The following is a 21,111-nucleotide window of genomic DNA, read 5'->3' as shown; positions in this document are numbered from 1 at the left end:
CATGTTGCGCGACAAGAAAACTGTGTGCACTGCAGCACAAGATCACCCTCTTGTCAGGGTTCCATGGCTTAGACATGTTCATTTCATGTGATTGACAAAATCTGACTGTGCAACAGAGACGTTGTTTATTCAGTTCGCAAGCGAACTGACGCACCACTCACCAAAATGGTGTGCATCCCCCATCTGATTGATCCGGCCCGCTGAAGTCTCCAGCGGTGACTTCAAACCAGCACCTCGTGGGAGCCAGCCCTGCTGGCGATAAGACGCTTGTGGACCACAGGCTTTTCGCTGGGCTGGTAAGCGCCCACAAAACCCACTCAACGTGCAGTACACCACCCAGACTTCATGGGGTCGAATCTAGAGATGAGTAGGCGTTTGTGGGGCGGTGCTGTTCAACCCGTGTTGCGCAGCCCCGCCGCAATGCCGTTGATGCTGATGTGAATCCCGCGCTGCACGCGTTCGTCGGCCAAGCCTGCCCGGTAGCGGCGGATCAGCTCGACTTGCAGGTGGTGCAGCGGGTCGATGTAGGGGAAACGGTGGCGGATCGAGCGGGCCAGAGCGGGGTTGCTTTCCAGTCGGTTTTTTTCACCGGTGATCTGGGTCAGCGCATCGGCGGTGCGGTGCCATTCCGCCTCAATGGCGGTAAAAATCTTTTTGCGCAGTCGGGCGTCGCCCACCAGTTCGGCATACCTTGAGGCCAGGGCCAGGTCGCTTTTGGCCAGCACCATGTCCATGTTGGACAGCAGGGTGCGGAAAAACGGCCATTGGCGGTACATCTTTTGCAGCAAGGCCAGCGCGGCTTTGCGCTCGGCCGGGTCGGGCTTGTCCAGGAAGGTTTGCACCGCCGAGCCAAAGCCCAGCCAGCCGGGCAGGGTCAGGCGGCATTGGCCCCAGCTGAAGCCCCAGGGGATGGCGCGCAGGTCTTCGATTTTTTCAAGTGCTTTGCGCGAAGCGGGACGTGATCCGATGTTCAGCTGGGCCAGCTCTTTGAGCGGCGTGGCACCAAAAAAGTAGTCGGAAAAACCGGGAGTCTCGTAAACCAAGGCGCGGTAGGCGTCCATGCTGGCTTCTGACAGCTCTGCGGCCGCGTCCAGAAATGCCCTTGTCGCGGGCTTGGTGGGTTGCAGCAGCGTGGCTTCGAGTGTGGCGGCGACCAGGGTTTCCAGGTTGCGGCGGCCGATTTCGGGGTTGGCGAATTTGGCACCAATGACTTCGCCTTGCTCGGTCAGGCGGATCTGGCCACGCACGGTGCCCGGCGGCTGAGCCAGGATGGCCTGGTAGCTGGGGCCGCCGCCCCGGCCCACGGTGCCGCCCCGGCCGTGGAACATGCGCAAGGTGATGCCGTGGCTGCGTTCGAGTTTGTCAAACAGCTCGACCAGCGCGATTTCGGCGCGGTACAGCTCCCAGTTGCTGGTGAAGATGCCACCGTCCTTGTTGCTGTCTGAATAGCCCAGCATGATGTCTTGCTCGCCACCCGAACGTGCGATCAGCGCAGCCACCCCGGGTAGGGCATAGAAGTCGCGCATGATGGGCGCGGCGTTGCGCAGGTCTTCGATGGTCTCGAACAGGGGCACCACGATCAGGTCGTTGAGCGCTTGGCCGTCCAGCGTGCCGTGCATCAGGCCAGTTTCTTTTTGCAGCAGCAGGACTTCGAGCAAGTCGCTCACGGTTTCGGTGTGGCTGATGATGTAGTGGCGGATGGCTTGTGGGCCAAAACTGGCCAACATGCGGCGGGCCATCTCGAAAATGGCCAGCTCCGACACAGCCTGTGCGCTGTAGTCGGCGCCGGGCACGCGCAGTGGGCGGGCGTCGTTGAGCAGGCCCAGCAGCAGCGCTTGCTTGGCGTGTTCGTCGAGCTGGCTGTAGTTCTTTTCCACGCGAGCTGCGGTCAGCAGTTCGGCCACCACGTCTTCGTGTTTGTCCGAGCTTTGGCGCAGGTCCACCGTGGCCAGATGGAAGCCAAACACCTCGACTGCGCGGATCAGCGGGTGCAGGCGCTGGGCGGCCAGCGCTTGGGCATGGTGGCTGCACAGCGAAGCCTCAATCACGCGCAGGTCCGCCAAAAAGGCTTCGGCGCTGGCATAGGGGTTTTGCGGGGCCACGGCGTGGCGGGCGGCGTCGCCACCGGTCAGTTTTTTCAGGGTGGCGGCCAGACGGGCATACATGCCCGTGAGCGCCCGGCGGTAGGGCTCGTCCTGGCGGTGTTCGTTGGTGTCGGGGGACTTCGCGGCCAGGGCCTGCATTTCGGGGCCAAAGGGCACCAGCATGGCCGACAGCGACAGTTCGCTGCCCAAAAAATGCACTTCGGTCAGGTAGTGGCGCAGGGCCACATCGCTTTGGCGCGTCAGTGCGTGTTCGAGCGTTTGCGCGGTCACGTTGGGGTTGCCGTCGCGGTCGCCGCCGATCCACTGGCCCATGCGCAAAAAGCTGGCAATCGGCTGGCCAGGCAGGGCTTGTTCCAGTTCGGCATAGAGCTTGGGGATCTCGCGCAAGAAAGTGGCTTCGTAATAACTCAGCGCGTTTTCAATCTCGTCGGCCACGGTGAGTTTGGTAAAGCGCAGCAGTCGCGTCTGCCACAGCTGCATGACGCGGGCGCGCATTTGCAGCTCGTTGGCGGCCAGCTCTTTGGGCGTCAAGGCGTCCTTGGCGGCATTGACTACGGCGGCGCGGGCCTTGATGGCGTCGCGTTCGGTCAGCAGGTGGGCGATGTCGCGCTCGGCATCCAGAATGCTTTGGCGCTGCACTTCTGTCGGGTGGGCCGTGAGCACGGGCGAGACATAGCTGGTGGCCAGCATGTCCGAGATGCTTTTGGGCGTGATGCCCGCCCAACGCAGGCGCTGCAGCGCCACGTCGATGCTGCCTTCTTGGGTGTGGCCCGCCCGCTCGTGGATGGCGCGGCGGCGGATGTGGTGCCGGTCTTCGGCCAGGTTGGCTAAGTGGCTGAAATAGGTGAAGGCGCGGATCACACTCACGGCGCGGTCGCCCGGCAGGCTTTTGAGCAGTTTTTTCAGGGCCTTGTCGGCCTCGTGATCGGCGTCACGTCTGAAGGCCACCGAGAGCTTGCGGATTTGTTCGACCAACTCATAAGCCTCGGGGCCTTCTTGCACTCGGATCACATCGCCCAAAATGCGGCCCAGCAAGCGGATGTCTTCAACCAGGGGCCTCTCGCTGTCGCGTTTTTCGCTTTTGTTGGGGGCACTGGTGCCCGATTTGGCGGGCAAGGTGGTTTTGGCGGGGGCCTGTTTCATGGTGTGCTGAGCGAAAGGGGGGGCTGTGGATCGGGGGGGCGCAAAAGCTTGGAGCCTGCGTGGGCAAGAAGTCTCCATCAAGTGTCAATCGGCCTTGACGTCATGCTAGCATCGCCAAGAGAGACAAAATTACCAATTGATTTCATTTTGATGGGATCACAATTATTTTCAGGAACCCCACCGTGACCGAGACCACCCAACCCTCCATCGTCATCGCCACCCGTGAGAGCCGTTTGGCTTTGTGGCAAGCCGAGCATGTCAAGTCTTTGCTGGAGGGGCTTGGCTGCACAGTCAAGTTGCTGGGCATGACCACACAGGGCGACCAAATTCTGGACCGCAGTTTGTCCAAGGTGGGTGGCAAGGGCTTGTTCGTCAAGGAACTTGAAGTGGCGCTGCAAGAGGGCCACGCCGACATCGCCGTGCATTCGCTCAAAGATGTGCCCATGGACATGCCCGAGGGCTTTGAGCTGGCCTGCGTGATGGAGCGCGAAGACCCGCGCGACGCTTGGGTCTCGCCGCAATACGCCCGTCTGGAAGACTTGCCCCACGGCGCGGTGGTGGGCACATCGAGCCTGCGCCGCACGGTGCTGCTGCGGGCACTGCGGCCTGATTTGAAGATCGAGCCTCTGCGGGGCAACCTGGACACCCGTTTGCGCAAATTGGACGAAGGCCAGTATGCGGGCATCGTGCTGGCGGCTGCAGGTCTCAAGCGCCTGGGCATGACGGATCGCATTCGCCATATTTTTGAAACCAACGAGATGCTGCCTGCTGCAGGGCAGGGCGCACTGGGCATTGAAATTTGCAGCAACCGGCCCGATTTGCGCGCCTTGCTGGCACCGCTGGCCGACAGCGTGAGCTGGCAGCGTGTAGCCGCCGAGCGTGCCGTCAGCCGCGCCATGGGCGGCAGCTGCTCCATGCCTTTGGCCGCGCACGCCACGATCGAGGGGGGTGTGCTCAAGCTGCAAGCGGCCTGGGGTGATCCGGATGGGGCGGCCACGCTGGTGACCGCCGCCGAGGATGTGCCCGCCCAAGACCTGGCCGTGGCCGAGGCTTTGGGTCTGCGTGTCGCGCACGCCCTGCAACGCGACGGGGCGCATTGACAGCGTGGCTTGACATGGCCATGTCAGACCCAGGCCCTGCGGTCATCGTCACTCGGCCAGAGCGCGAAGCACTGCCCTGGGCCAAGGCTTTGCAAGCCGAAGGCCTGAAGGCCGAAATTTTTCCCCTCATCGAGATCGCCCCTTTGCCCGACGCTTCGCTCGTGCAAGCGGCTTGGGCGCAAGTGCCCGAGTGCCTGGCGCTGATGTTTGTCAGCGCCAATGCGGTGCGGTTTTTCATGGCGGCGCGGCCCCCGCTGATGGGCAAGCTGTGCCGGGCTTGGTCCACCGGGCCGGGCACACAGGCTGCCTTGTTGGAGGCAGGCTGGCCGCCGCAACAAGTGGATTCGCCCCACGCGCTGTCTGAGCAATTCGACTCGGAAGCCCTGTGGGCCGTGGTGGCTGACCAGGTGCGGGTCGCCGTGTCGAGGCCACACCAAGAACACGGACCCAGCACGACGCCCAAGGTCTTGATCGTGCGCGGCGCCGATGCGCAGGGTCAATTGGCTGGGCGTGACTGGCTGGCGCTGCAATTGGAGGCGGCGGGGGCGCAGGTCTTGCAAGCCGTGGCCTATGTGCGCCAGGCCCCCGAACTCAACCCGGCCATGCAGCAGCGTGCCCGTCAGGCCATGACCGATGGCAGCTGTTGGCTGTTCAGCAGCTCTGAGGCGGCGCAGCACCTGCTGGCCGCTTGCCCCGGTCTGGATGTGGGGCGTGCCCGCGCCCTGGCCACGCACCCGCGCATTGCACAGCGTTTGTTGCAAGCGGGCTGGGGCCGTGTCGATCTGGTGCCAGCGGGCCTTGGCGCACAGGCGGTGTCTATAAAATCGCTGGCATGACTTCTTCGCCTGAATCTGTTCAATCCCATGCAGCGCCTTTGCCCGTGGCGTCACCCCCGTCGCGTCCGTGGGGCTTGTGGTTGGCCGGGGTGCTGGGGGCCTTGGCTTTGCTGGTGTCTGTGTTGCTTTGGCAAAAACTCTCGCGCATTCAGGAGCAACTGGCCCGCCAAAGTGCCGACGCCGGGCAGCAGTCGCTCGAAGCCAAAGCCTGGGCCAAGCAGGCACAGGAAACCGTGCAGGACAGCGCCGCCCGGCTGGCCTTGGTAGAGGCCCGGCTGGGCGAGGTGGCGCTGCAACGCAGCCAGCTTGAGGAGCTGATGCAGAGCCTGTCACGCTCACGCGATGAAAATTTGGTGGTGGACATTGAAGCGGCTTTGCGCATGGCGCAGCAGCAGGCGCAATTGACGGGCAGCATCGAGCCTTTGCTGGCCGCACTCAAATCGGCCCAGCTGCGGGTGCAGCGTGCGGCGCAACCCCGTTTGGCGCCCTTGCAGCGCGCCCTCGAAAAAGACCTGGAACGCATGAGCGCAGCGCAGGTGTTTGATTTGCCCGGCTTGCTGATCAAGCTCGATGAAGGCGTGGCCCTGGTCGATGGGCTGCCCCTGGCGAACCAGCAACTGGCTGCAATTGGCGCGCCACGCAATTCCACCGAACAGGGACAGAACCCCTCACCATCCCCTTGGTGGATGACCGGATTGGCGCAGTGGGGCGAGCAACTCAAGGGCTTGGTGCGCGTGAGCCGCATTGATTCGCCAGAGGCGGCGTTGCTCTCGCCCGAACAAGCGTTTTTCTTGCGCGAAAACCTCAAGCTCAAACTGCTCAATGCGCGCTTGGGTCTGCTGGCTCGCCAAAAAGATGCAGCCCGTGCCGACTTGGCTTCTGCCGCTGTCATGGTGCGCCGCTATGCCGACGTCAGTTCCCGTAAGACCACACAGTTGTTGCAGATGCTGGAGCAATCCGGCCAGCAGATGAAGGCCGGTGACATGCCCCGCCTCGAGGCGTCTTTGACCGCGCTGGCCACCGCCGCCGCTGGCCGCTGAGGAGGCCGCATGCGCGCAGCACTTTGGCTTTTGAGTTTGTTTGCCCTGGCCGTGGCGGGGGCTTGGTTGGCCGGTCATAACAATGGAACGGTTGCATTTTTCCTGTCGCCTTATCGGGTGGATGTGTCGCTCAACCTGGTGCTGCTGGTGCTGGGCGGCGTGGTGTTGGTGGTGGTGCTGGCTCAGCAGGCCTTGTCGGCCCTGTTGTCTTTGCCCAAGCAGGCCCAGCGCTGGCGTGTCCAGCAAAAGGAACGTGCAGCCCATGCAGCCTTGTTGGATGCGATCAGCCATTTCATGGCCGGGCGTTTTTTGCGTGCCCGCAAGGCTGCGCAAACCGTGCTGGACAAAGAAGCGCTGCTGAGTGAAGCGGGCATGAACCTCGATCATGCCGTTTCTTTGCGCACGGTGGCCCACATCATGGTCGCTGAATCGGCCCATGCCTTGCAAGACAAAGGGCTGCGTCAACAGCATCTGGACCAGGCCTTGTTGCAAGCCAATCAGGCAGATGCTGCTGACCGGCAGACCCTGACGGAAGGCGCGCAATTGCGAGCAGCGCGCTGGCTGCTCGATGATCGGGATGCGCAAGCCAGCTTGGCGCAATTGAAAGCGTTGTCGCCGGCTGTCGGGCGGCGCATGGTGGCCATGCGATTGCAGCTCAAGGCCGCACGTCTGGCCGGTCAACCCGCCCAGGCGCTGGATACCGCTGCACTGCTGGCCAAGCACCGAGCCTTCACCCCGGAGGCGGCTGACAGCCTGGTGCGGAGTTTGATCATGCAATGGTTGACGCATGTGCACGATGCCGAGGCGACCCAAGGTGTTTGGAATGCCTTGAGCCCGGCGCAGCGCAACATGCCAGATGTGGTGGCCGAAGTGGTTTTGCGCTTCATGGCGCAAGGCGGTGCGGCCTCTGTGGCGCGGCAGTGGTTGCTGCCTTTGTGGCCTCAGTTGCTTGCCCTTCCTGTCGAATGGACAGCCGATCAGCGCGTTCGCTTTGTGCGCGCCCTGGAAGTCAGCCTTGCCGATGCGGAGGCGGCAGATGCCCGTCAATGGCTGGCGCGCGTGGAGACGGCCCAGCAGGCCCAACCGCGAGACGCTCTTTTGCAGTATCTGTCGGGCATGGCCTGTCTGCGACACCAACTGTGGGGCAAATCACACAACCTGCTGGCGCAGGCCGTCAAGGGATTGCAAGATGCCGAACTGCGCCGCCGTGCCTGGTGCGCCTTGGCTGAGCTGGCCGAACAACGCCAGGACTCTGTCGCGGCCACCCAAGCCTGGAAACAAGCCGCGCAAGTCTGAACCTATTGATCCGGCACGCTGAAGTTTGAAAAGTGTGAGACATGTCATCTCGTAGGTCGGTACTCGAAGAGTTCGACTGAGTCCGACGTTTACCCGCTTCGGCGCAGGCCGCATGTCGGGGCTGAAGCCGCCGACCTGCATCATTGAGCTTTGAAAACTTCACAGGGCCGAACCCATAGGTTGAAGAGACAAAAAAAACCGGACCCTCAGGTCCGGTTTGTCCGATCCGGGCTGACGCGAGGTCAGCACAGGCTTCAGAACGGCACGTTCAGATCTTTCAGGTCTTTGCGTGTTTCCACCAGAACCAAGGGACCTTCGTTGAGCACCACTGCGGGCGGACGCTCACGCGGCACGCGCACGGGCTGGGGTTCGGCGGCAATGGCGGCTTGCACGCTGGCGATTTTGTCTGCATCCGAGTTCACCCAAACCAGACCGGAGTCCTGAGCCACTTGCTGCAGGCTTTCAATGGGCAGCTTGTACGCGGTGACTGCAGGCAGCCCAGCTTGTGCTGGCGCTGGCTGGGACACCGAGGCAGCGGCGACAGGTGCTGCCGTAGGCTCTGGGGTGGGGGCGGCTGTAGGGGCAGCCGAGGGCGCAGCCACAGCCATCGCAACAGGCGCAGCCTCTGGACTGGGCGCTGGCGCAAGCGGTGCGCTGGCCAGCGTGCTCTCAGGCGCTGGAGCCCCGGCAGGTGCTGAAGTTTGTGCAGACTCGGGCACGCTTGGCGCCCGGTTTTCAGCGGCCAATGGGGCAGGCGTCACAGCGGCAGACGCTTGTTGTGCGCGTTGCTCAAAGTAAGAGCGTGCGGCCGGCCGGTCTTCACCCGTCGTGGTTTGGGCTGCGGGCGCTGCGATGGACTCAGCCTGGGTATCGGCGTCGGCAGCGTTGTCTTGACGATCTTGGCGAGGCTCACCAGCGCGTTCGCGACGGTCGCGGCCGTAGCGGTCGCGTGAGCGGCGTTCGCGGCGTTCACCATTGTTTTCAAACCCAGTGCCTGCTTCAGGCAAAGTCTGCGCGTCTTGACCTTCAGCCATCGGGGCGGCATCTGTCTGGTTGAACTCGCTCGGGGCGCGTTCTTCGTTGCGACGCTCACCACGCTCGCCACGTTCGCGGCGACCTTCGCCACGATCAGCACGTTCACCGCGTTCACGGCGGCCTTGACCTTCACCACGTTCAGCGCGAGGGGCGCGTTCGGTACGGGCTTCGCTGCCTTCGCCGTTCAACTCAGCCGGGGCCTCGTTGCGCAGCTCTTGGCGGTTTTCCCCGCGCTCGTTGCGACGGCCTTCGCGAGGGGGGCGTTCAACTGCTGGGCGCTCGGCCCGATCGCCACGCTCGGCGCGTTCGCCGCGAGGGGGGCGGGCTTCGCCTTCGCGCAGTTCGTTGCGGCCTTCGCGGCCTTCGCCTCTGCGTCCGCCTTCGCGGGGTGCGCGCACTTCCGTGGGGGCACCATCACCGCGGCCTTCGTTGCGGCGGCCACCACGGCGACCGTCACGGCCGCCTTCGCGGCCACCTTCGCGGCGCTCGCCATCACGGCGGCTTTCGCGGGATTTTTCTTCTTTCTTGTCTGCGACTGCAGGCGTTGCCGCGGGAGCACCGCCGAACAGGCTCTTGATCCAGCCAAAGAAGCCACCAGCAGATTGCGGGGCAACTGCCGCCGCAGGCTTTGCTTTGGCGGCTACAGGCTTGGCAGCCACGGGGGCCGGGGCTTCGGCTTTGACCGGGGCCACAGGCGCTGGGGCATCGGGCAGCACGCCCTTGATGACCGGGGTTTGCTTGTTGGTGGGCTCTTGCGAACGGCGCGTCACGGTGGTGGCGTCTTCGATCTCTTCGGCCATTTTGTAGCTGGCTTCGATGCGGTCCAGGCGTGGATCGTCGTGCTTCAAGCGCTCGAGCTTGTAATGCGGCGTTTCCAGCGACTTGTTGGGCACCAGCAGCACGTTGATGCGTTGCTGCAGTTCGATCTTGGCGATTTCGGAGCGCTTTTCATTGAGCAGGAAAGACGCGACTTCGACGGGCACTTGGGCGTGCACGGCGGCGCTGTTGTCCTTCATGGACTCTTCCTGGATGATGCGCAAAATTTGCAGCGCCGAGCTTTCGGTGTCACGAATATGGCCAGCGCCGCCGCAACGTGGGCAGGGGATGGACGCACCTTCGGACAGGGCGGGCTTCAGGCGCTGACGACTCATTTCCATGAGGCCGAACTTGCTGATGGTGCCGAACTGCACCCGGGCGCGGTCCTGGCGCAGCGCGTCGCGCAGGCGGTTTTCCACATCGCGGCGGTTTTTCGACTCGTCCATGTCGATGAAGTCGATGACGATCAGGCCGCCCAGATCGCGCAGGCGCATCTGGCGGGCCACTTCGTCGGCGGCTTCCAGGTTGGTGCGGGTGGCGGTTTCTTCGATATCACCGCCCTTGATGGCCCGGGCCGAGTTCACGTCCACTGACACCAGAGCTTCGGTGTGGTCGATCACGATGGCACCGCCCGATGGCAGTTGCACCGTGCGGGCATAGGCCGATTCGATCTGGTGCTCAATCTGGAAACGGCTGAACAAAGGCGCGTCGTCGCGGTAGCGCTTCACACGCGGGGCGAACTCGGGCATCACGTGGCTCATGAACTGCTGAGCTTGGTCGTAAATGTCGTCGGTGTCGATCAGGATGTCGCCGATGTCGTTGTTGAAATAGTCACGAATCGCGCGGATGACCAGCGAGGATTCTTGATAGATCAGGAAAGCCCCTTTGCCCTGAGTGGCACCGTCAATCGCGGTCCACAGCTTGAGCAAATAGTTCAGGTCCCACTGCAACTCGGGCGCAGAGCGGCCGATGCCAGCGGTACGGGCGATGATGGACATGCCCTTGGGGTATTCCAGCTGGTCCATGGCCTCTTTGAGCTCGGCCCGGTCGTCGCCCTCGATGCGGCGGCTGACGCCACCACCACGGGGGTTATTGGGCATGAGCACCACGTAGCGGCCTGCCAGACTGACGAAGGTGGTCAGAGCCGCACCTTTGTTGCCGCGCTCTTCTTTTTCGACCTGCACCAAAAGGGACTGGCCTTCCTTGATGACATCCTGGATGCGCGCCTGGCTGACGGACACGCCTTCAGCAAAGTATTGACGCGAGATTTCCTTGAAGGGCAAAAAGCCATGGCGGTCTTCGCCGTAGTCCACAAAGCAGGCTTCGAGCGAAGGCTCGACGCGGGTCACGATGGCTTTGTAGATGTTGCCCTTGCGCTGCTCGCGCCCTTCGATTTCGATTTCGTAGTCGAGGAGTTTTTGTCCGTCGACGATGGCCAGGCGGCGCTCTTCAGCTTGCGTGGCGTTGATCAGCATCCGTTTCATGATGCGTTCCTTCTTTAATCAGTGTCGGCCGGGCGGTGCTGTTTTGGATTGCACGCGCACGACCGGTTTCCGTCCTGACCCTTTAGGGGTCCACGTTGCCGCAGTTGACGCCTGAAACGAAGGGAATTGCCGGAGATGATCGACCACTCAGCTGCGCGTGAGCACAGGAATGGGGATCGTGGCGCGTGGATGGGGCGAGGGCAAAGATGTGCAGAGATTCGTCCACTTCCGGGGGCTTCCCCCGGTGTCCAAGACAAACGGCCGGGCACAAGGCGTGACGACAGAGCCGGGCTTCGCGAGCCACTCCATCCACATCAGCATCGTTCCGAACAACACAACCATCTCGCTTTGATCCGTCCAGCAACTCTTCAAAGTTGCTGGACTTGGGGAATTCCGTATCTGGGTTTCTGGGCGTCGACCTGACCTCCGGGGCGTTTTGCCACTGTTGGCGTTGGCCTTCAGTCTGCAAATCGAGCCGGGGGTGGCATCGACCATCTGGTTTGGCGCGGTGGTGGTGGACTAAACTCCTGTCCTCAGGAATTCATTTCCATTTGAATCAACCACTTACAGCCAATAGCCAGTGAATCACATTATAGGGGGCCAAACCGTGGCCACGGCACCTGCCGTGAAATGGTTGTTGGTGGACGAAGAATCTGCCGGTCAGCGACTGGACAATTTTCTGATGCGCCACCTCAAAGGGGTGCCCAAAACCCATGTTTACCGCATCATCCGCAGCGGCGAGGTGCGCATCAACAAGGGTCGTGCCAGTGCTGAGACCCGGGTCGAAACTGGCGATGAAGTGCGTCTGCCGCCGGTGCGGATCTCCGATAAAGTCGCTGAAAAGGCTGCGCATCCGGCACCAGGACGGGAATTTCCGACGCTTTTTGAAGACGACAGCCTGATGGCCATCGACAAACCGGCCGGGGTGGCGGTGCATGGCGGCTCGGGTGTGAGCTTTGGCGTGATCGAGCAACTGCGTCAGGCCCGGCCACAGGCCAAGTTGCTGGAGTTGGTGCACCGGCTGGACCGGGAAACCAGCGGTATTTTGCTGGTGGCCAAAAAGCGCAGCGCCTTGAAACACCTGCAAGACCAGTTCCGTGAACGCGAAACCGGTAAGACCTATCTGGCCTTGGTCAAGGGTGATTGGCCCGCCAAGCTCAAGGTCATTGATCAGCCGCTGCACAAATTTTTGCTGCCCGATGGAGAGCGCCGTGTGAAAGTGACCACGCCCGAAGACCCGGATGGCATGCGTTCGATCACGCTGGTCAAGGTGGCCGAGCGCCTTCCTGGTGCCACGCTTTTGGAAGTGACGATCAAGACCGGGCGCACCCACCAGATTAGGGTGCACCTGGCCTCGCAGGGGCATCCAATTGCCGGAGACGATAAATACGGTGATTTTGAGTGGAATCGCCAGATTCAAAAGCAGGGCAGTCGCCCCGCACTCAAGCGCATGTTTTTGCATGCTTGGCGCTTGCAGTTCAACCACCCGGTGAGTGCCGAGCGTGTGGCCCTCCAAGCCGATTTACCGCCTGATTTGAAAGACTACATTTCACATGCCCGCCCAACGTCCTCGCCAGTTTGACCTGATCGCTTTCGATTGGGATGGCACTTTGTTTGATTCCACGGCCATCATCACCCGCTGCATTCAGCGGGCAGTGGTGGATGTGGGTGGGGCCGAGCCCAGCCGGGAAGCCGCTTCGTATGTGATCGGCATGTCTCTGTTGCCCGCGCTGGCCCATGCTGCGCCCGATGTGCCCCAAGACAAATACCCGGCCCTGGGAGAGCGCTACCGTCACCATTACCTGGCGCTTCAAAACGACATCAGCCTGTTTGAAGGGGTGCTGCCCTTGTTGGCCGATCTGAAATCCCGTCACCACTGGCTCACGGTTGCCACAGGCAAAAGCCGTCATGGCCTCAATGAAGCCTTGCAGGCGGTGGAGTTGCGCCATGTGTTCGATGGCTCACGCACGGCCGACGAGACGGCGGGCAAGCCCAGCCCCTTGATGCTGCATGAGTTGATGCGCGAGTTTGGCGTGGAGCCTGAGCGCACCTTGATGATTGGGGACACCACGCACGATTTGCAAATGGCCCTGAACGCGGGTTGCGCCAGTGTGGGTGTGAGTTATGGGGCGCATGAGCCCGAGGCCTTTCATGCCCTGAAGCCGCGTCATGTGGCGCACAGTGTGCGTGATTTGCACGATTGGCTGTTGCAACACGCTTGAGTGCGGAGATGTCCATGGAACCGGTGATCCCTTTGTGCAACAGTTCCGATTTGGTCAATGGTGGGCGGGCGGTTCCCTTTGACATTGTGTATGCCGGTCAGACCTGCCGTGCATTTGCCATCCGTTATCAGGGACAGGTGCATGCCTACTTGAACCGCTGTACCCATGTGGCCATGGAGATGGACTACCAGCCAGACCGTTTTTTTGACGACACCGGGCGTTGGTTGATCTGCGCCACGCATGGTGCCACCTACCAGCCGGAAACCGGCGCTTGCTCGGGCGGTCCGTGCCGTGGCGGGTTGGTCAAAATAGACCTTTCAGAACGGGATGGTGTGGTTCACTGGCATACTGCCTACAACTTGAAACCCCTTGAATTTTGACCATGCAAGACCCTTTGGACAATGTGTCCGCAGTCCCCCCGGCTGACCCTGTTTCTTCTTCTATTTCAGCTGCGCAGAACGCATCGGCCCCTGGCTGGGAGCGCAAGGTGCTGGAGCAATTGGCCTTTGCCACGCTGCGTGAACAGCAAACAGCCCGGCGTTGGAAGGTCGGTTTGCGTCTGGCCTGGTTGGCCTTGCTGGCGGTGGTCTTTTGGCAGATCTTCAGCTACACCACGCCCATCAGCAATCCCAGCTTGCCGCATACCGCGATGGTGTCCATTCGCGGCGAAATTGGCTCTGAAGGCGAAGGCAGCGCTGAAAACATCATGGCGTCCATGCGCAATGCGTTGGATGACTCCGGCTCGCAGGCCTTGGTGATCTTGATCAATTCGCCCGGTGGCAGCCCTGTGCAGGCGGGCTTGATCAACGATGAAATTCACCGCCTCAAGGTGCTGCACAAAAAGCCGATCTATGCGGTGGTGGAAGAGTCTTGTGCATCGGCTGCGTATTACATTGCGGCGGCGACTGACAAGATTTATGTGGACAAGGCCAGCATCGTGGGCAGCATTGGTGTGCTGATGGATGGTTTTGGATTTACCGGACTCATGGACAAACTGGGCATCGAGCGGCGCTTGATGACGGCAGGTGCCAACAAGGGATTTCTTGATCCCTTCAGCCCCCAAACCGAAGCGCAGCGCAAGCATGCACAGGCCATGTTGGACCAAATCCATGCCCAGTTCATCGACGTGGTCCGCAAAGGACGCGGCGAGCGCCTGAAGGAAACGCCGGAGATGTTCAGCGGCCTGTTCTGGAGCGGCCAGCAAGCCGTGGACATGGGGTTGGCCGATGCCTTGGGCAGCCTGGACGGCGTGGCCCGCGATGTGGTCAAAGCTCCTGAGGTGGTGGACTATTCCCGCCGCGAAAATGTGGCTGAGCGTTTGGCCAAACGCTTTGGCGCTGCCATGGGTGAAGGCGCTGTCCACGCCTTGCGCCTGGGTGCCACTGTTCGTTGATCTTTTGCGCTGAGCGGTTCAACGTCGCGATTTCGACGGCCGACCCACAGATCTGTTCTTGCAGGTCGGCACCCGCAGTGTCCGACATTATCAGCGTCAACATCCCATGCAAGGGGCGTCTCAAGGCCCAATCGCATACACCGCAGGGGTGTGCGAATCGGGGCCTTTGAGGCCCTTTTTCCATTGGGCCACGCTGTGACTCTGGATGTTTGCCGAGGGCAGCGTGAGGCCGCTGGCTATGGCCAGGCGTGTGACGCCCTGAAGGCTTTGCAGCAAAGCGCTCAGCATGGCGGCGTTGCGGTAGGGCGTTTCAATCCACAGCTGGGTCTGACCTGTTTTGTGGGCCAGTGATTCCAGTTGTTTGAGCCGCGCACCCCGTTCGTTGGCGTCTTGTGGCAGGTAGCCGACAAAGGCGAAGTTTTGACCGTTGAGGCCACTGGCCGCCAAGGCCAGCAGCAAGGACACGGGGCCCACCAGGGGCACCACGCTCAGGCCCAGGTCATGCGCTGCGCGCACCACCGAGCTGCCGGGGTCGGCCACCGCTGGCATGCCCGCTTCGCTGATCAGGCCCATGTCTTGGCCCTGCAAGGCGGCTGCCAACAGGGGCTTGGCGTCAAAACCCGATTGGTGATCCCCTTTTTTGTGCACATGACGCGGCAATTCGGTGATCTGTTGTTCGACCAGTGGCGCACACAGCGGGTGGGTAGCGCTCACGCGTTTGAGGAAAGCTCGAGTCGTCTTGGCGTTTTCGCAGACCCAATGTTGCAGGCCCGCGGCGGCGGCCAGGGTGGTGCTGGGCAAAACGTCGGTGATGGGGGCTTGCTCTGCGCAGCCAAAGTCCAGCGGCGTCGGGACCAGAAAAAGTCGGCCCGGGGTCATGGCGTGGCTCGCAGCAGTTGGATTCCAGCTTGGCGCAGCATGCGTGCGGTGCGGATCAGCGGCAGGCCGACCAGCGCGGTCGGGTCGTCGTTGTCAATCGACTCCAGCAAGGCGATGCCCAGGCCTTCGCTTTTGGCGCTGCCCGCGCAGTCATAGGGTTTTTCAGCCTGCAAATAAGCTTCGATCTCTGCGTCGCTCAGGTCGCGAAACACCACCCGCACAGCCGCCAGATCGACTGCTTCAAAGCCGGTGGCCAGACACACCACGGCGAGCGCGGTCTGAAAAATCACGGTCTGGCCGCGCATTTGCCGCAGTTGTTGCACGGCGCGGGCATGTTCTCCAGGCTTGCCCAGCGGCTGGCCAGCCAGATCGGCGACTTGATCGGAGCCAATCACCACCGATTCGGGGTGTTTGGCGGCCACCGCTTTGGCTTTGGCCAGAGCCAGGCGCAGGGCCAGGTCGCGGGGGGATTCGCCTAAATCGGGTGTTTCATCCACGTCGGGTGCCGCGACGGTGAACGGAATGCGCAGGCGTTCCAGGAGTTCGCGGCGGTAGCGCGAGGTCGAACCCAGTACCAGTGCGCGGCTGATCTGGCTGGTGGGAATGGGGGAATGGGGGGGCATGGAAGAAATGCTCATGGGGGTGATTCTCTTACACTGCGCACATGGAAAAAAAGTTTGATCCCCAACACTTGGATGTTGTGGCGTTTGCCCGCGATGAGGCCGTTTTGGAAGGGCAAGGTGCTTTGCAGGCCATGTCCCGTTTGTGTCAAGAGCAGGTCGATGGGGATGTGCTGGCCGGGCCCGTGGTCTGGTGCCTGGAGGGGCGGCTGGAGCCCCAATCGGGTGGGGCTGATCATGTCTGGCTCGATTTGGAAGCTTCAGTGGCTTTGCCTATGCAGTGCCAACGTTGCTTGACGCCTGTTTTGGAGACAGTTCAGGCCCAGCGGTCCTTTCGTTTTGTGGCCGACGAGGCCACGGCTGCTGCGCTGGATGACGAGGCTGAAGAAGATATTTTGGTGGTCAGCCGCGACTTCGACGCCTTGGCGCTGGTCGAAGATGAGCTGATTTTGTCCTTGCCCCTTGTCCCTTTGCATGAGGTTTGCCCCGAGGCCTTGCCCATGTCTGCCGTAGACCCGGAGTTTGAGCAGGCCGCCGAGCGCCCCAATCCCTTCGGTGTGCTTGCAGGGTTGAAAAAGTCGTCATCTTGATCTCTTGGACTGAGCAATTGGGAAAGTGTTCCGGCTTGGGCTATAATCAATGGCTTCGCCCAGTCTGACTGGGAGACACTGTCATCAACCAGAAGCTGCGTTGTATTTGCGCGGCCTCCACAAGCTTCCAAGGAGCCATCATGGCTGTTCAGCAAAACAAAAAATCGCCTTCCAAGCGCGGCATGCACCGTTCACACAATGCACTGAATGTGCCTGGTATCGCTGTGGAACCCACCACCGGTGAAACACACCTGCGTCACCACATCAGCCCCAACGGTTTCTACCGTGGTCGTCAGGTGTTGAAAAACAAATCTGAAGCCTGATCGGCGTCAGCCCTCAAGCCGCCAGAGGCCCGGCGCTACTTTTTAAGTAGCATCGGGCTTTTGTTTTTGTGGATTTTGTTTTGTACTTTCCGGTTTTGAGCCCAAGGATTCCATGACCTCGCCCAATCCAATCACCGTGGCTGTCGATTGCATGGGCGGTGACCACGGTCCCCGCGTCACGCTGGCGGCCTGCCGCCGCTTTTTGTTGACCCACCCCGATGCACGCCTATTGCTGGTGGGCCGTTCTGAGGCCTTGGTTGGTTTTGCCGATCCTCGTGCTGAGGTGGTGGCTGCCTCCGAAGTGGTCGAAATGGATGATCCGCTCGAGTTGGCGCTGCGCAAGAAAAAAGACTCGTCCATGCGCGTGGCCATCGAGCAGGTGCGTGACGGTAAAGCCGGTGCTGCGGTGTCCGCAGGCAACACGGGGGCACTCATGGCGATTGCCCGTTATGTGCTCAAAACCATGGACGGCATTGACCGCCCGGCCATTGCAGGGCAGATGCCCAACTTCAAGGGAGGCGGCACCACCATGCTCGACCTGGGGGCCAATGTGGACTGCACGCCCGAACATTTGCTGCAGTTTGCGGTCATGGGATCGGCCCTGGTCTCCGTCTTGCAAAACAAGCAAAACCCCACGGTGGGCTTGCTCAATATTGGCGAAGAGGCCATCAAGGGCAATGAAATCATCAAAAAAACCGGTGAATTGCTGCGCTCAGCGGGCAGTTCGGGTGATTTGAATTTCCACGGCAACGTCGAAGGCAATGACATTTTCAAGGGCACCGTGGACATTGTGGTGTGCGATGGTTTTGTCGGGAACGTGGCTTTGAAGGCCAGCGAAGGTCTGGCAACCATGATTGGCGGCTTCTTGAAAACTGAGTTTTCACGCAACATCTTCACGAAAATTGCAGCACTTTTAGCTTATCCGGTTCTATCTGCATTTAAAAATCGTGTAGACCACCGCCGCTACAACGGTGCGGCCTTGTTGGGGCTGCGCGGTCTGGTGTTCAAGAGCCATGGCTCGGCCGATGAGGTGGCTTTCGAGACGGCGCTCAACCGGGCTTATGATGCAGCCCGAAACCAATTGCTGGATCGCGTTCGTGAACGCATCGCGCATGCGGCTCCCTTGTTGATGGGGGCGCAAGCCGAGCGCTCAGAAGCGGTCACCACACCATGAGAATTTATTCCCGCATACTGGGCACCGGCAGCTACCTGCCGGAAAAACGCCTGACCAATGCCGATTTGGCGGCTGAATTGGCGCAACAAGGCGTCGAAACTTCGGACGACTGGATCGTTGATCGCACCGGTATCCGTGCCCGTCACTTTGCGGCCGACCATCAGGGCAGCAGCGATCTGGCGACCGAAGCTGCACGCCAGGCGCTGGCTGCTGCAGGCATTTCGGCCGACGACCTAGACCTGATCATCGTCGCCACATCGACTCCCGATATGGTGTTTCCCTCGGTGGCGACCATGGTGCAGCACAAGCTGGGCACCGCAGGTTGCCCGGCGTTTGACGTGCAGGCCGTGTGCAGTGGCTTCATTTATGCGCTGACAATCGCCGATTCGATGATCCAGTCCGGTTCGGCCAAGCGTGCGCTGGTGATCGGCTCGGAAGTGTTCAGCCGTATCCTGGACTTCAAGGACCGAACCACCTGTGTGTTGTTTGGCGACGGTGCTGGCGCGGTCATCCTCGAAGCCTCTGAGCGGCCCGGCATTTTGGCCACCGACTTGCATGCCGATGGCAAATACAAAGACATTTTGTGCGTGCCCGGTCACGTCAACCGAGGCGCGATTTTGGGTGACCCGGTGCTCAAGATGGATGGTCAGGCTGTTTTCAAACTGGCCGTGGGTGTGCTCGAAGAGACCGCCCGCGCCAGCTTGGCCAAGGCCCACATGACCGATGCCGACATCGACTGGCTCATTCCGCATCAGGCCAATATTCGCATCATGCAAAGCACTGCGCGCAAGCTCAAGCTGGGTGCCGACAAGGTGGTGGTCACGGTGGATCAGCACGGCAACACATCGGCCGCTTCGATCCCGCTGGCGCTGGACACCGCCGTGCGCGACGGGCGCATCCAGCGCGGCCAGACCCTCATGCTCGAAGGCGTGGGCGGCGGCTTCACCTGGGGCTCGGTGCTGCTGTGTTATTGACTCGCTAAGTATTTGACAGGCCCTGGACAGTGATGCGCGGCATGCCCCATCTCAATTTCCCGGATTCTTTCCAGACACACAAAATTTGCACATGACCACATTTGCTTTTGTTTTTCCCGGCCAAGGCTCCCAATCGGTGGGCATGCTGGACGCCTGGGGCGACCACCCCGTGGTGCTCGAAACCCTGAAAGAAGCCTCTGACGCTCTGGGCGAAGACGTGGCCCAACTGATCCACGAAGGCCCCAAGGAAGCGCTGGCCCTGACCACCAACACCCAGCCCGTGATGCTGGTGTCGGCCGTCGCCGCCTACCGCGCTTGGTTGGCCGAGGGTGGAGCCAAGCCGTCCGTGGTGGCGGGGCACTCGCTGGGCGAATACAGCGCCTTGGTGGCTTCGGGTGTACTGACACTGCAGCAGGCCGCGCCTCTGGTACGCCTGCGGGCCGCCGCCATGCAAGAAGCCGTGCCCGTGGGCGTGGGTGCCATGGCCGCCATTTTGGGTTTGGCCTCGGACAAAGTCATAGCCGGTTGCCAAGAAGCACAAGCCACTTTTCCGGCAGGCAGCGCCGAAGTGGTGGAAGCTGCGAACTTCAACGATGCGGCCCAGACCGTGATCGCCGGCAGCAAAGCAGCCGTGGACAAAGCTTGCGAAGTGCTCAAGGCCATGGGTGCCAAGCGCGCACTGATCTTGCCCGTGTCGGCCCCATTCCACTCGAGCTTGATGAAGCCCGCTGCTGAAAAGCTGCGCGAGAAACTGGCCACCTTGTCCTTGGGTGTGCCGCAGATTCCGGTGCTCAACAACATCGATGTGGCCATCGAAACCGATGCCGACCGCATCCGCGATGCGCTCTACCGTCAGGCTTTTGGCCCGGTGCGCTGGGTCGAGTGCGTGCAGGCCATCAAGGCCCGTGGCGTGAGCACGCTTGTCGAATGCGGCCCCGGCAAGGTGCTGGCAGGCATGACCAAGCGCATTGACGCCGAATTGAACGGCGTGGCGGTGTACGACCCCGCCACTCTGGCTGAAGTGAAAGGAATTCTGGCATGAGCGAAGCACAACAACAAATTGCACTCGTTACCGGCGCATCTCGCGGCATCGGTGCATCGATTGCCCTGCATTTGGCCCAACAAGGTTTCGTGGTCATTGGCACCGCCACCAGTGATGAGGGTGCCGCCAAGATCAGCCACGCCCTTTCGGCTTTCCCCGGCAGCCGGGGTGCCAATCTGAACGTCAATGATGCCGACGCTGGCGCTGCGCTGATCGACGCCATCGTCAAAGAGCACGGTGGTCTGCAGGTGCTGGTCAACAACGCGGGCATCACCCGCGACACCTTGGCCATGCGCATGAAGGACGACGATTGGGACGCGGTGCTCGACACCAACCTCAAGGCGGTGTTTCGCATGAGCCGCGCCGTGATGCGCCCCATGATGAAGCAGCGCTATGGCCGGATCATCAGCATCACCAGCGTGGTGGGTGCCTCTGGTAACCCGGGTCAAGCCAATTACGCCGCTGCCAAGGCGGGTGTCGCGGGCATGACCCGAGCACTGGCCCGTGAGTTGGGCAGTCGGGGCATCACCGTCAACTGCGTGGCCCCCGGTTTCATCGAGACCGATATGACCGCCAGCTTGCCCGAAGAGCAACAAAAAGCCTTGCTGGGCCAGATTCCTCTGGGCCATCTGGGCAAACCCGAAGACATCGCGCATGCCGTGGCCTACCTGGCCGGAACGCAGGCGGGCTATGTCACGGGACAAGAATTGCATGTCAATGGTGGCATGTTCATGGCCTGATTTTCGGAAAGCCTTTCCGGACAGGTAAAATCTTCATTTTTCACAACCCTCAGAGGGACCCCATGAGCGATATCGAAGCACGTGTCAAAAAAATCATTGCTGAACAACTCGGCGTTGAAGAGTCACAAGTCACCAACGAAAAAGCCTTTGTGGCTGATCTGGGTGCCGACTCCCTGGACACGGTGGAACTGGTGATGGCACTCGAAGACGAGTTCGGCATCGAAATTCCTGACGAAGACGCAGAAAAAATCACCACGGTGCAAGCTGCGATCGACTACGCCCAAAGCAAGAAGGCCTGA

The 21,111-nt window shown here is 61.4% G+C and carries 19 protein-coding genes; 15 read left to right on the top strand and 4 right to left on the bottom strand.

The features are described 5' to 3' along the window. Nucleotides 1-392 precede the first annotated feature (392 nt). Nucleotides 393-3,248, bottom strand: coding sequence for a phosphoenolpyruvate carboxylase (gene ppc / locus H663_RS36655; protein ID WP_205872743.1), 2,856 nt, complete (start codon nt 3,246-3,248; stop codon nt 393-395). A 182-nt stretch (nt 3,249-3,430) separates the two neighbouring features. Between ppc and hemC the strand changes: the two genes are divergently transcribed. From hemC to H663_RS36635, 4 genes are read left to right on the top strand one after another with little or no spacing between them, the layout of a single operon-like run. Continuing rightward, nucleotides 3,431-4,348, top strand: coding sequence for a hydroxymethylbilane synthase (gene hemC / locus H663_RS36650; RefSeq protein WP_053170297.1), 918 nt, complete (start codon nt 3,431-3,433; stop codon nt 4,346-4,348). Between the two features lie 20 nt (nt 4,349-4,368). Further along, entirely contained in the window at nt 4,369-5,184 is an 816-nt protein-coding gene (locus H663_RS36645) for a uroporphyrinogen-III synthase (protein WP_053171538.1), read from the top strand. After that, nucleotides 5,181-6,224, top strand: a complete 1,044-nt coding sequence (locus H663_RS36640; RefSeq protein WP_053170294.1) for a uroporphyrinogen-III C-methyltransferase — start codon at nt 5,181-5,183, stop codon at nt 6,222-6,224. The genes H663_RS36645 and H663_RS36640 overlap by 4 nt, the downstream gene beginning before the upstream one ends. Nucleotides 6,225-6,233: 9 nt before the next feature. Beyond that, the gene (locus tag H663_RS36635; protein WP_053170292.1) at nt 6,234-7,520 is read left to right on the top strand and encodes a heme biosynthesis HemY N-terminal domain-containing protein; all 1,287 of its coding nucleotides are present in this window, start codon (nt 6,234-6,236) and stop codon (nt 7,518-7,520) included. Nucleotides 7,521-7,774: 254 nt separating this feature from the next. Here H663_RS36635 and H663_RS36630 read toward each other — a convergent pair whose 3' ends face one another. Beyond that, entirely contained in the window at nt 7,775-10,855 is a 3,081-nt protein-coding gene (locus H663_RS36630; protein WP_053170289.1) for an Rne/Rng family ribonuclease, read from the bottom strand. Nucleotides 10,856-11,435: 580 nt separating this feature from the next. On the opposite strand from H663_RS36630, the gene H663_RS36620 reads away from it, so the two are divergent. The 4 genes from H663_RS36620 to H663_RS36605 are packed head-to-tail and all read left to right on the top strand — an operon-like array spanning nt 11,436 to nt 14,470. Next, on the top strand, nt 11,436-12,437 hold the full coding sequence (locus H663_RS36620) for an RluA family pseudouridine synthase (protein WP_053170285.1): 1,002 nt from the start codon (nt 11,436-11,438) through the stop codon (nt 12,435-12,437). Beyond that, complete coding sequence (locus H663_RS36615; RefSeq protein ID WP_053170283.1) at nt 12,409-13,077, top strand: HAD family hydrolase; 669 nt, start codon at nt 12,409-12,411, stop codon at nt 13,075-13,077. Before H663_RS36620 ends, H663_RS36615 begins: the two co-directional genes overlap by 29 nt. A gap of 8 nt (nt 13,078-13,085) precedes the next feature. Next, complete coding sequence (locus H663_RS36610; RefSeq protein ID WP_053170281.1) at nt 13,086-13,457, top strand: Rieske (2Fe-2S) protein; 372 nt, start codon at nt 13,086-13,088, stop codon at nt 13,455-13,457. A 2-nt stretch (nt 13,458-13,459) separates the two neighbouring features. Then, nucleotides 13,460-14,470 (top strand): S49 family peptidase, encoded by a 1,011-nt coding sequence (locus H663_RS36605; protein ID WP_053170279.1) that lies wholly within the window; start codon nt 13,460-13,462, stop codon nt 14,468-14,470. A gap of 120 nt (nt 14,471-14,590) precedes the next feature. On the opposite strand, the gene H663_RS36600 is transcribed toward H663_RS36605, so the two are convergent. Beyond that, entirely contained in the window at nt 14,591-15,349 is a 759-nt protein-coding gene (locus H663_RS36600; protein ID WP_053170277.1) for an SAM-dependent methyltransferase, read from the bottom strand. Next, nucleotides 15,346-15,972: a Maf family nucleotide pyrophosphatase gene (locus tag H663_RS36595; protein ID WP_053171535.1), complete on the bottom strand. Its 627-nt coding sequence runs from the start codon at nt 15,970-15,972 to the stop codon at nt 15,346-15,348. Before H663_RS36595 ends, H663_RS36600 begins: the two co-directional genes overlap by 4 nt. A gap of 41 nt (nt 15,973-16,013) precedes the next feature. Here H663_RS36595 and H663_RS36590 point away from each other — a divergent pair, with 41 nt between their 5' ends. From H663_RS36590 to acpP, 7 genes are all read left to right on the top strand, one after another. Then, nucleotides 16,014-16,559, top strand: a complete 546-nt coding sequence (locus tag H663_RS36590) for a YceD family protein (protein ID WP_053170274.1) — start codon at nt 16,014-16,016, stop codon at nt 16,557-16,559. A gap of 140 nt (nt 16,560-16,699) precedes the next feature. Then, complete coding sequence (rpmF, locus tag H663_RS36585) at nt 16,700-16,882, top strand: 50S ribosomal protein L32 (protein ID WP_005794249.1); 183 nt, start codon at nt 16,700-16,702, stop codon at nt 16,880-16,882. A gap of 112 nt (nt 16,883-16,994) precedes the next feature. Beyond that, complete coding sequence (gene plsX, locus H663_RS36580) at nt 16,995-18,056, top strand: phosphate acyltransferase PlsX (protein WP_053170272.1); 1,062 nt, start codon at nt 16,995-16,997, stop codon at nt 18,054-18,056. Beyond that, a complete protein-coding gene (locus H663_RS36575) occupies nt 18,053-19,030 on the top strand; it encodes a beta-ketoacyl-ACP synthase III (protein ID WP_053170270.1) in 978 nt (325 codons plus the stop codon). Before plsX ends, H663_RS36575 begins: the two co-directional genes overlap by 4 nt. A 91-nt stretch (nt 19,031-19,121) precedes the next feature. Next, nucleotides 19,122-20,072, top strand: a complete 951-nt coding sequence (fabD, locus tag H663_RS36570) for an ACP S-malonyltransferase (RefSeq protein WP_053170268.1) — start codon at nt 19,122-19,124, stop codon at nt 20,070-20,072. Then, complete coding sequence (gene fabG, locus H663_RS36565; protein WP_053170266.1) at nt 20,069-20,812, top strand: 3-oxoacyl-ACP reductase FabG; 744 nt, start codon at nt 20,069-20,071, stop codon at nt 20,810-20,812. The genes fabD and fabG overlap by 4 nt, the downstream gene beginning before the upstream one ends. A 62-nt stretch (nt 20,813-20,874) precedes the next feature. Beyond that, nucleotides 20,875-21,111 carry an acyl carrier protein gene (gene acpP / locus H663_RS36560; protein WP_019427049.1) on the top strand — a complete coding sequence of 79 codons (237 nt, stop codon included), beginning with the start codon at nt 20,875-20,877 and terminating at the stop codon, nt 21,109-21,111.

Origin of the sequence: Limnohabitans planktonicus II-D5, assembly GCF_001270065.2 — a bacterium.
GTDB classification, from domain to species: Bacteria; Pseudomonadota; Gammaproteobacteria; order Burkholderiales; family Burkholderiaceae_C; genus Limnohabitans_A; species Limnohabitans_A planktonicus.
This window is presented reverse-complemented; position numbering and strand designations above follow the sequence as displayed.